This window comes from Shewanella surugensis, assembly GCF_023284005.1.
GTDB classification, from domain to species: domain Bacteria; phylum Pseudomonadota; class Gammaproteobacteria; order Enterobacterales; family Shewanellaceae; genus Shewanella; species Shewanella surugensis.
Map to the genome: position 1 here is coordinate 16119 of NZ_JAKIKS010000072.1, position 11857 is coordinate 27975.

The following is an 11857-nucleotide window of genomic DNA, read 5'->3' on the forward strand; positions in this document are numbered from 1 at the left end:
CTCGACTCGATTATCACAATAGATTAATCGGGATAAAAATTACAAGGTTATTGAAATGAAAGTATTAATCATTGGTGGCGGTGGCCGTGAACATGCACTCGCTTGGAAAGCGGCTCAATCTCAGCAAGTTGACACCGTGTTTGTTGCACCCGGCAATGCGGGCACTGCACTTGAGCCCAATATCGAAAATGTCGCAATCGATAATAGCAATATTGATGCATTAATTGCTTTTGCACAAGACAATCAAATCGCGCTCACCATTGTTGGCCCAGAAGCCCCATTAGTGGCTGGCATTGTCGATGCCTTTAATGCCGCTAACCTTGCCATTTTTGGTCCAACCAAAGGCGCGGCTCAATTAGAAGGTTCTAAAGCTTTTACTAAAGACTTTCTGGCTCGCCATCATATTCCAACCGCGGCTTATCAAAACTTTACCGACATTAAACCAGCCAAAGCCTATGTTCGAGAAATAGGCTGCCCTATTGTTATCAAAGCCGATGGACTTGCGGCAGGTAAAGGGGTCATCATCGCTCACAGCCACGCTGAAGCAGACAGTGCCATTGAAGATATGCTCGAAGGCAATAAATTTGGTGAAGCTGGCGCTCGCGTCGTTATCGAAGAGTTTCTTGTGGGTGAAGAAGCCAGCTTTATTGTGATGGTAGATGGGAAAAATATTTTGCCTCTGGCCACCAGCCAAGATCATAAAGCTCGCGATAATGGTGATAATGGCCCCAATACCGGAGGTATGGGGGCTTATTCACCGGCACCCGTCGTCACTCAAGCCATTCACGATTGGACCATACAACATGTTATTCGCCCCACCGTCAATGGCATGGCTGCTGAAGGCAATGTCTACACTGGATTTTTATACGCAGGACTCATGATTGCGCCAGATGGCAGCGCCAAAGTACTCGAGTACAATTGCCGCTTTGGCGATCCAGAAACCCAGCCTATTATGATGCGCTTACAATCAGATTTAGTTGAACTCTGCCTTGCCGCCACTCGAGGAGAACTCGATAAAGTCACTGCTCACTATGATAAACGTGCCGCTGTCGGCGTCGTACTGGCAGCAGGGGGATATCCTGAAGCTTATCATCAAGGTGATGTGATCCAAGGCATTGATTTAGGTAATAGTGATGCTAAAGTCTTCCATGCTGGTACGGCATTGAAAGAAGGAAAAGTCATCACAAAAGGTGGCCGGGTACTTTGCGCTACAGCGCTTGGTGACACTGTGACTCAAGCTCAAGCCGCCGCCTACCAGTTGGTTGACCGTATTCATTGGGATGATGTGTATTTCCGTACAGATATTGGTTATCGCGCCATCAAACGCGAGCAACAAAAACAAAGTTAACTGTCTTTGAGCAAAAGCTTATCTCCTTGTGGAGCGCTTAATTTTGAGCCCTTAACATAAGCAAGGAGATAAATTTCCCTTTCTCATTAACCCCCTTTAAGCATATTATTCCAAATAGTTAAACGCTCTGAAAAACGCGTTAAAATGCCCACTAAACCATCAAGACTTAACTCTTGAGTAAATAAGTCATAGAGCTGCACCAAATGATCCTCATGCATCGCCATACGGATCCCGCCCGTATCACGCCAACAATAATTATACTCTAACAATAAAAGATAAAGTGCCTGTCTATCGGTTGACTCCACTCTACCGACATATGATTCTAAGGTTAATTTATGAGATTCTGGTGTATGAGTAATATCGACCTCTTTACCCTCTCCAAAAGTAATTTTCCAATGCTGATCATCAAATTTAATAATGCTATCAGCATCAATAAGCTCACCTAACTCTGAAAACATGAGATCTATCTGTTTTACATCATACATCTCGCAACCTCTATCTAATGCCCTACTATGCCCATGGCTTTTAGTCTAGCAATATCATTTAAGTTTTAAAATCAGGTCTTACCCTGATCAAAAAACAACCTTAGATGCTTTAGTCTAATAGCTTTATCCTAAAATAGGAATAGCTAATGACCGTCAGTTTTACTCCCAACTCACTCTCATGGAGTGATGTCGACAACTTAAGCACGAGTGTAAGAAATCTCTCTTCTGCCAGTAATGAACATAATATTCAGCTAACTGCCCAGGAAGACGGAGACACTGTTGTTTTATATGCTCGAGACACGACAAAAACAGGTAGCTTGTATCCCAGCCAGCAAGGATCGGTAAGCAAAGAAAGGCCTGAACTAGCATTTAAGGCAACCCAAGCGGCCTTCGAAAACCTTTACGAAAAAGCAGGATTGGATACGAAACAGCTAGAGACATTTTTTAGCAATATCACTGAACAACCCAATAGGGAAACATCAGCCCTTAAAGAAGGAGAGATCCTCAGGCTTTGTACCATGGCTAAAGCGGCCAAGGCCGCACACTTAAGCCAGTCTACAGCACAAATGCAAACTGAAAGGGCTCAGACACTATCTAGCCAACCTCCTTTATCGCTCTCTACTGCAAGTAAAGCGCTACAAAAAGAGTATCAGTCTCATGATGCTACAAATACTTACATTAAAGATTCTTATAGCTCAAAGGATGCATTAAATCGATTTAGCATCAATACCATCAAAGGCATTGGAAATGCTATATTGTCATTTTTTGCAAGCATCCGAGCCTCACACAGTTCTGATGTAATCCTCATAGTAGGGACAGCAAAAAAAGACCTTGAAACCGCTGGACGTAAAATAGATCAAAACCCCATAGCAACTGCATTTGATAACCTCAAACAAAAAAATACCGCCCCGACTCATGTAAAATCCGAAGTGATTACATTACATGCCTTAAAAATCGGGGATACTACTGAAACTAAAGAAAAACTTCTAAAAGAACTAGGAAGCACTATGAGGGAGTTAGCTATAGGTGAAACAGCCGTCTATCCTTTTCAACATGAAGGTCATTGGATGCTAGTCACTATTAAAAAAACCAATCAAGATGATTTTCAGCTCAGCGGATTATCTACCAGTAAACACATGCCCAAACTCGCACTAGGATTCATAGAAACACAAAAATATGAAAAAGCGCTCAAAGAAGCCATGAGCATTATAAAACAACAAGTCCCTAAAGCTCACTTTAGCGAAGATAATATTCTTTGTGGCCAAGTACAAAATGTCATAGGTTCGAGTTGTGGTGGTTACATTTATGATATCGCAGAGCGCATGAGTCGAAATGGCGGTAATGAAGTATCGGCTTTTAATGAACTGGCTAATGAAGTGAAAGATCTAACCACTCATGCACGTCAAGAATATGAAGTTAACACTTTGCGACATAACCTAGTACTGCAACAGGATTATTCGATTATAGGCGAATAATACTTTTTAATCACAAACCATACTCTGCGTATGGTTTGTGATATTACTACGTCAATCTATGACTTTTAATCAATATTTATCATACTTACTTATGATATTGCCCTGACAAGTTATTAACGGCTTTGATGAAAGTACCTGCATGCTCAGGATCCACATGTTGATGAATACCATGGCCCAAGTTAAACACGTGACCGCTACCATTACCGTAGCTTGCAAGTATTTGCGCCACCTCTTGTTCTATACGCTCAGGTAATGCATACAGCATGGAAGGATCCATATTGCCTTGTAGCGCAACTTTATGGCCAACACGGCGACGTGCATCTCCAATATCGACGGTCCAATCAAGACCCAATGCATCACAGCCCGTTTCAGCCATAGATTCAAGCCACAAACCGCCCCCTTTAGTAAATAGGGTGACAGGTACTTTACGGCCATCGGCAAAACGAGTCAGTCCATCGACAATTTTCTGCATGTAACGCAGTGAAAACTCTCTGTAGGCATGATGAGATAATGTGCCGCCCCAAGAATCAAAAATCATCAAAGATTGCGCACCATTCGCCACTTGAGCATTCAAATACAAAATGACTGAATCGGCAAGTTTGTCGAGTAGCATGTGCAGGGCTGCTGGTTCTGCATAAGCCATTTTTTTTATTTTTTCAAACGTCTTACTAGAACCCCCTTCAACCATATAGGTTGCCAGTGTCCATGGCGATCCAGAAAAACCAATTAACGGCACAGCTCCTTTCAACTCACGTCGAATGGTACTTACAGCCCGCATGACATAACCCAACTCATCTTCAGGATCAGGAATAGATAACTTTCTAATCGATTCAATGGTATCAGTAGGACGCTCAAAACGCGGCCCTTCGCCGGTTTCAAAATATAAACCTAAGCCCATTGCATCAGGAATGGTAAGAATATCAGAGAACAAAATAGCCGCATCCAAATCATAACGGCGTAAAGGTTGTAATGTCACCTCACACGCAAGTTCTTGATTTCGACATAAAGACATAAAGTCACCCGCTTGCGCCCGAATTTCTTTATATTCAGGAAGATAACGACCAGCCTGACGCATCATCCATACAGGCGTCCTGTCTACAGGCTGCTTTAGCAAAGCACGTAAGTAACGATCATTCTTTAATTCTGCCATTTGGCTCACTTCCTACACTAGTTATCAGATCAGCTATAGTCGCTAGTTTAGCATTTACGCAGATAAAATAATCTTTATCGACTTATTTATGTGATAACAATCCATTAATACTTAAGTCACTTGAACATACTGCTATTTTTACGTGAGTCATCGCATAAAAAACAGCAAAAAATGCTGAATAATATCAGACGTATTATTAAAAACATGTACAATAACATTACAAAAAGGTTGCACATAGCTCTCAGCTTTGATATAAACTTTCTGCGCTAGCAAAAACAATCAAGAGCTCGTTACATCGAGCCAGTACAAAACTTACTCGCCCAGAGATAGCTTGCTACCTCTGGGCATTTTATTTCCCCTCTCGTCTCAATTATAACTTTTTGGTATAATTCCAATAACAACTTCGACTAAAAAACAATCAAAAAACAGTTGATAAACCTTGTTGATCTCTCTACATTAGAGGTAATGGAAATGGTTTGAGATGAGAAATAAAATGTTAAAACGACTAGATAAAACGCAAAAAAAATGGGGTGGTTCAAATAGCCTTATTGATCAATGGCTAAATAATCGTCGCAACTTGTTAGTCAATTACTGCCAGATCGCAGGTCTTCCTCCTTATGATCCTATTGAAAACACGCTACCGACTTTTGGATCAATTAAAGCTTTTTGTGATCTCCTAATGGACTATGTTTCAGAAGGGCATTTCGAAATATTTGATCAGGTTGTGACCGCATGCGAAAAAAATGGCACATCCAGTCAAGCACTCGCACAAAAGCTGGTTCCAAGGATCAGTGAAACAACGGATACGGCACTCGATTTTAATGATAAATATACGGAATCAGCTGATGATAATGTGCTCTATCATCTCGATAAAGATCTCTCTTCCTTAGGACATGCAATGGAAACTCGCTTCGAATTAGAAGATAAGTTATTGGAAGTCTTACATACTAAATATTCTTAATTCTCATTTTAGTCACTTTGTATAGACACGACTTTCTCCATCTCCTTTTCCCCCAATAAAAAAGCCTGCTAATAAGCAGGCTTTTTAGATCACAATGTTAAATTAAACGGCAGATTGAAAAATCACTTTATCTGCTTTTTCAGTATAGGCAGGTAACTGATCAAAATTGAGATAACGATAGGTGTCTGCAGCGGTAGCATCTAACTCTTTGGCATAAGTTTGATATTCTTCCGTTGTGGGCAAGCGACCGAGTAATGCAGCAACAGCGGCCAATTCTGCCGAGGCTAAATACACATTAGCACCAGTCCCTAATCGATTCGGGAAGTTACGTGTCGATGTCGACACAACCGTCGCTCCTTCCGCCACTCGAGCTTGGTTCCCCATACATAAAGAACACCCTGGGATCTCAATCCTCGCGCCAACACGGCCGAAAATGGCGTAATAACCTTCTTCCGTTAATTGATCTCTATCCATCTTAGTAGGAGGTGCAATCCAAAGGCGTGTCGGTAAGCTAGTGGCAAACTTATCTAACATCTTACCTGTTGCTCTAAAATGACCAATATTTGTCATACAAGAACCGACAAAAACTTCATCAATTTGTGTATTGGCCACATCAGACAATAATACCGCATCATCTGGATCATTTGGCGCACAAAGGATAGGCTCTTTTATATCATTGAGATCGATCTCAATAACGGCGGCATATTCTGCATCGGCGTCAGCTTCCATCAATTCAGGATTAGCTAACCACTCTTGCATCGCAATAATACGGCGCTCTATGGTGCGGCGATCGCCATAACCTTCTTCAATCATCCACTTCAACATGACGATATTAGAGTTTAGGTATTCGATAATCGGCTCTTTACCCAGTTTAATCGTACAACCCGCCGCACTTCGTTCAGCAGATGCATCTGATAACTCAAAGGCTTGCTCAACTTTTAATTGCTCAAGACCTTCGATTTCAAGCACTCGACCTGAGAAGAAGTTTACTTTACCTTTCTTCTCAACAGTCAACAAACCTTGTTCAATGGCTTTATGAGGAATCGCATGTACTAAATCACGTAAAGTGATCCCAGGCTGCATCTCACCTTTAAAGCGTACCAATACCGATTCAGGCATATCCAGTGGCATAACCCCCGTTGCGGCAGCAAACGCCACTAAACCAGAACCTGCTGGGAATGAAATACCAATAGGGAAGCGCGTATGAGAATCTCCGCCAGTACCCACCGTATCAGGTAATAACATGCGATTTAGCCAAGAGTGGATAACACCATCACCTGGACGCAGTGACACCCCACCTCGATTCATAATAAAATCAGGTAAAGTATGGTGAGTATTAACATCTATAGGTTTAGGGTACGCCGCAGTATGACAGAAAGACTGCATGGTTAAATCTGCACTAAAACCTAAACAGGCTAAATCTTTTAACTCATCACGCGTCATCGGACCGGTGGTATCTTGTGAACCCACCGAGGTCATTTTAGGTTCGCAATATTGATCTGGACGAATCCCTTTTACGCCACAGGCTTTACCGACCATTTTTTGCGCCAGTGTAAAACCTTTACCTGTATCAGCAACATCTTTTGGACGTACAAATTCAGTAGAAGCCCCAATATTTAGCACTTCGCGCGCACGATCAGTGAGACTACGTCCAATGATTAATGGAATACGCCCACCCGCGCGCACTTCATCCATTAACACAGCCGTTTTTAATGTAAATTGAGAGATGACCTCATCAGTATCATGGCGCTTAACCACACCGTCATATGGATAGACGTCGATAACATCGCCCATTTCCATTTCACTGACATCAAGTTCAATTGGTAACGCACCCGCATCTTCCATGGTATTAAAAAAAATAGGGGCTATTTTACCGCCGAAACAAAAACCACCACCACGCTTATTAGGGATATTAGGCAGATCATCTCCCATAAACCATAACACTGAATTGGTTGCTGATTTACGTGAAGAGCCCGTTCCGACAACATCACCCACATAAACTAATGGGAAACCTTTCGCTTTAAGTGCTTCAATTTTGTTGATCGGTCCGACGGTACCCGCGACATCTGGCACAATACCCTCGCGAGCATTTTTTAACATCGCTAATGCATGCAATGGAATATCAGGACGAGACCAAGCATCTGGGGCCGGTGATAAATCATCGGTATTGGTTTCACCCGATACTTTAAATACCGTTAACGAGATTTTCTCTGCCAATTTTGGACGATTTAAAAACCAATCCGCATTCGCCCAAGACTCGACAACTTGTTTTGCCGCAGCGTTACCCGCTTGCATTTTTTCCACCACATCATGGAAAGAATCAAACATCAGTAATGTCTTAGATAAGGCGCGAACCGCTAACGGTGCTTGCGCTTCATTATCTAATTGAGCGATCAATGGCTCAATATTATAACCGCCTTGCATAGTGCCCAGCAGTTCAACGGCTCGAGCCGCTGATAAAATAGATGATTGCACATCACCTCGTGCCAAAGCATCTAAAAAACCCGCTTTAACATAAGCAGCTTCATCTACTCCAGGAGGGATCCTATTTTCTAACAGGTCAAGAATAAACGCTTCTTCACCTGCGGGGGGATTTTTCACTAGCTCAACAAGTGCTGAAACCTGTTGTGCATCGAGTGGTTTAGGGACTACGCCCTCTTCAGCACGTTCTGCGACGTGTTTGCGATATGCTTCTAGCACGGCAACATTCCTCTTTTATGGCGTTCGAACAACAACACTGCGCGGCCTTGGATAAACACTATCAACTCGGGCAGGTTCGTGCTCATTTCGAGTTTATTATACTACATCCCAGTCAAAAAGTCGGAGGGAGCATTTTTTGATGAACACCATCGAAGTCAGCGTTATCCATTCTGAAATAAAAATAAAGTTAACAAATTAAATTTAAACAAAGTACAAAACAGACATCACAAGACAATAAATTCATTAAAAAACAATTAATTAAATACATTAAATGTTAATGCAAACCTTTATCAATCAAAGTGTTCACATTTTCAGTAACATATCAACACTCACCGTCATCAATCACTATTCATCAAAGTTATAATGAAGATAACCTAAACCTGTAGCGCGATATGAAGGAATAGCAAGACGATTTCTAATACAACATTAATTTATTTTGCAGTATGTAATAGGCTAGGGGTAGGCATACTAAAACGTTAAAAATCACTGGTCTAAATAAAGCCTGTTCAACGATGACAATTTAAACAAAAAATGAAAAATAGACACTCATTGTGGTATTATTACTGGGTCACAAAACGAAGGATTAGTTGCTTTCTTCCATCAGATAAGCACACTAAATAATAATAATAAAAAGGAATCATCGTGCTAGACAGTAATATTTCCCCTTCATCATCAGGTATTTCATTTTTAAAAGGTCATAAAATTGAACTTGCGTGGAAATTTTACTTTTATGCATTCCTGAGCATGACGCTAATGAGTTATTTAGGGTTAATGGGCCAAGAAGTCCGATTTATTGATATCTTAGATACGCTAACAAGCAGTATTATGCTGGTTGCATTATTCGGTTACATCTACAAAAAAAACATATTTCCTGCTTATGTTTGGATTTTTGTCGGCATATTCTGTTTAAGCGAAAATGTACTCTATTCCTATCTATCTCACGTCACACTGCATGGCAACTCCCCCAGTGTCATCTATACATTCGGCACCATTTTACTTTGGCTCATTAATTTACCCGCGTTGCTTGCCATCTTTTTATATAGCCGTTCTCGATAAAATATTCTTTTATCTTTATCATTAAATGAATAAAATCAACTCAATTTAAACTTGAGGGCAACCTCATTCAACATGGAGTCTATCAAAGTGAGTGGTTTTGGAATGTTAACCTTACTTTATACCGTCGCATGGATCGCGCCAATTATTTTTATTGCCTGCTCTTCCAAAATATCTAAACCAGAAAAAATAGCTTGGGTTATCGCAATCATGTGTATTTCATGGTTTGCTTTTTTAATCTATTTATTCATCAGAAAGCTGAGAATAAAACGCCTTAAAATATCCTAACAATCGTCTTTTACCTTAACCTTTGATCCTAGCATTATGTAATGACAATAAGCCGCTCCACACTGCGAATTCATTACCGTTAGGATCACTAAAATGAAATCGTCTTCCCCCTGGAAAAGAGTAGATAGCTTGTATGATATTGCCACCCGCCGCCTCAATTTTAGCTTGCGTTTTTTCTAGACTTTTACTATAAAAAACAATTAATGCACTGCCATTTTTTTGAGACATTACCCTTTTTGATTTAAAAAATCCCCCATCGAGTCCTTCATTAGAAAATGATGTGTAATCTGAACCATAATCAACAAAAGACCAATTAAAAACTTCATTGAAAAAAACTTTTGTAGATTCAATATCTTTTGCCGGCAATTCGACATAATTAATTTTTTCGTGTGGGATCATAGCACTCCCGCCATAAAATAAAGGTTAAAAATCACGTCTCATTATACGCTTTCAATGATTAAAACTAATCATTACGCAACAATGATCATTATTATTGATAGAAGTCGACACCTTATCAGGCATCATGCCACGAAGATAAATTTTTAACCCTTCGATAAACATCTCTTCATCAAGAATTTTTTCCATATTGACAGTTTGTAATGGCATCATTTTATAAGGGGTTCCGGTATAAGTCAGAGAAACACTAAATTCAATGGTATTATCTCTCGCTTCCACGACGATATCGCTTTCGGCTAAATTAGCATGATGAATATCATAAGCAATTTCCTTCGCTATCATAATAGTATCTTCAACTAAGTCTTGCTTTAACCCCCACGAATTACCATAAGTATAAATATTTTCACGGATCAGCTTATCAGGAACACTTTCCATTCTTAATATAAATCGCGCATTTCTTCTGGCACCAATAGAAAAAAGCATATTCAAAACAACCGCAAAAATAAGCCCTAGCGCCAAACTAGAGCGTCCAAAGACATCCAAAGGTGCGGGTAAAGCTTGATAAGCTTCAGGGATAATATAAGTGCTCATCGCCACACAAAATGAAATGCCAATCGTAAAAACTTGCCTAATACCAAATGATTGCGCACCTATTGTTCTGATCCCTCCAGTAAAAATGAATGCTGCATAATAAAGTAATAAACCTGCCACAATAGGTAATGGAGAGTTAGCAATATAAATAAGCAACCCTGTACAACAAGACAGTAGTACAAAAATAACACTCATTGCATAACTTAACACCACATCGGTACACCGAAAAGCGATCGCCATAGTCGTCGATGTGGGAGAGACATTAATCCCATTCACTCCTAGCGCACCAGCAATCATAGCCGCCAAGCCATCGGTCCGAATAGAACGTTGTAATGATGTATAATCAGGCTTACGCCAATGAGGATCATTGGCTTGTTGCACACTCATGGTCAAACCCAAACTTCGAATGGTCGCAGCAAAACCCACGAGAAAAAAAGGTAAACTTAAAGACCAATTAAAGCTTATATTTTGTTCCGCTATGGCACTTAATGGCGGTAACTTGAATAAAGGCATATTGAACCCATTCGTATTGGTGATCCCTTCCAAATATAGCGTGACAACAAAACCAGAAAAAACACCGATCAGGCTGCAAACATGACGAATGTAACCTTTTCCCCAAACACTTAAAACTAATATAGGGATTAAAGTAGCAACCAAAATAGCACTATTGATAATGTAAGGTTTTTTTGCTCCAGCTTGAATACTGGTCACCCCTAATTCTAATCCCACTAAAAGCAATACCAAGCCACAGATTTCAGGAGGAAAAATAATACGCGTACGACGAAGCATGAAAGACAGCATAAATTCACACATTCCCGCAAAAATCGTCATACCAATGAGTAAAGGTAGGCCACCAATTGCAATAGCAAGAATGGATGGCTGCACATAGATAGCCCCACTGATCGGAGGCAACATTAATCCCGTTCCAATGCCTATTTTTTGCCAATAAATCGCCTGTAGTAGTGTGCCAATCGCATAAGCTATTAAGACCCATTGTAACTTTGCGACAATCACATCATCACTAAAACCACTTTGGCGAAAGATCACCACAGAAAATGCTAATCCTAAAAAACCAATCAATGACTGCTGTGCCGTCATGCTAATCAATTTTGAACGTGAATGAATCATTGCACTCCATGCCTAAAAGTCTATGAGCTTGTCATTTTAATTACAGTCATTATTAACGTGAGCAAAAATAAAAAACATGAAAACAAGCACTAGTCACTTCACTTCACTTCAATATGTTCATGCCCTAATAAAAACAAACAACTTCATTTAAATTCATATAACTACTAAGCTAGTTAACTTACCTCCGGCAAAGCCGGAGGCTTATTTGGGTGACGCCCTAAAAGGGCTTAAGTCCGTGCCCAAGGCACTATCTACATTCCGAGTGTTAATTGATCCCGATGA

Annotated in this window: 9 protein-coding genes; 4 read left to right on the forward strand and 5 right to left on the reverse strand. The window is 40.5% G+C overall.

All coding sequences use genetic code 11. From position 1 onward, the window contains the following. Window positions 1-55: 55 nt before the first annotated feature. On the forward strand, window positions 56-1348 hold the full coding sequence (gene purD / locus L2764_RS16695) for a phosphoribosylamine--glycine ligase (protein WP_248941406.1): 1293 nt from the start codon (window positions 56-58) through the stop codon (window positions 1346-1348). 86 nt (window positions 1349-1434) lie between these two features. Here the strand turns inward: purD and L2764_RS16700 are convergent, their stop codons facing one another. Further along, the gene (locus L2764_RS16700) at window positions 1435-1833 is read right to left on the reverse strand and encodes a type III secretion system chaperone (protein ID WP_248941407.1); all 399 of its coding nucleotides are present in this window, start codon (window positions 1831-1833) and stop codon (window positions 1435-1437) included. Between the two features lie 146 nt (window positions 1834-1979). Here L2764_RS16700 and L2764_RS16705 point away from each other — a divergent pair, with 146 nt between their 5' ends. Beyond that, window positions 1980-3308: a hypothetical protein gene (locus L2764_RS16705; protein ID WP_248941408.1), complete on the forward strand. Its 1329-nt coding sequence runs from the start codon at window positions 1980-1982 to the stop codon at window positions 3306-3308. An 85-nt stretch (window positions 3309-3393) separates the two neighbouring features. Here L2764_RS16705 and hemE read toward each other — a convergent pair whose 3' ends face one another. Next, on the reverse strand, window positions 3394-4458 hold the full coding sequence (gene hemE, locus L2764_RS16710) for a uroporphyrinogen decarboxylase (RefSeq protein ID WP_248941410.1): 1065 nt from the start codon (window positions 4456-4458) through the stop codon (window positions 3394-3396). Window positions 4459-4951: 493 nt separating this feature from the next. Here hemE and rsd point away from each other — a divergent pair, with 493 nt between their 5' ends. Then, a complete protein-coding gene (gene rsd, locus L2764_RS16715) occupies window positions 4952-5419 on the forward strand; it encodes a sigma D regulator (protein WP_248941418.1) in 468 nt (155 codons plus the stop codon). A 102-nt stretch (window positions 5420-5521) separates the two neighbouring features. On the opposite strand, the gene acnB is transcribed toward rsd, so the two are convergent. Further along, window positions 5522-8119, reverse strand: a complete 2598-nt coding sequence (gene acnB / locus L2764_RS16720; protein WP_248941413.1) for a bifunctional aconitate hydratase 2/2-methylisocitrate dehydratase — start codon at window positions 8117-8119, stop codon at window positions 5522-5524. A 642-nt stretch (window positions 8120-8761) separates the two neighbouring features. Between acnB and L2764_RS16725 the strand changes: the two genes are divergently transcribed. Beyond that, window positions 8762-9175 carry a hypothetical protein gene (locus L2764_RS16725; RefSeq protein WP_248941414.1) on the forward strand — a complete coding sequence of 138 codons (414 nt, stop codon included), beginning with the start codon at window positions 8762-8764 and terminating at the stop codon, window positions 9173-9175. Between the two features lie 300 nt (window positions 9176-9475). Here the strand turns inward: L2764_RS16725 and L2764_RS16730 are convergent, their stop codons facing one another. Continuing rightward, entirely contained in the window at window positions 9476-9859 is a 384-nt protein-coding gene (locus L2764_RS16730) for a VOC family protein (RefSeq protein WP_248941415.1), read from the reverse strand. 51 nt (window positions 9860-9910) lie between these two features. Beyond that, window positions 9911-11575 carry a solute carrier family 23 protein gene (locus L2764_RS16735; RefSeq protein ID WP_248941416.1) on the reverse strand — a complete coding sequence of 555 codons (1665 nt, stop codon included), beginning with the start codon at window positions 11573-11575 and terminating at the stop codon, window positions 9911-9913. Between the last annotated feature and the right edge of the window lie 282 nt (window positions 11576-11857).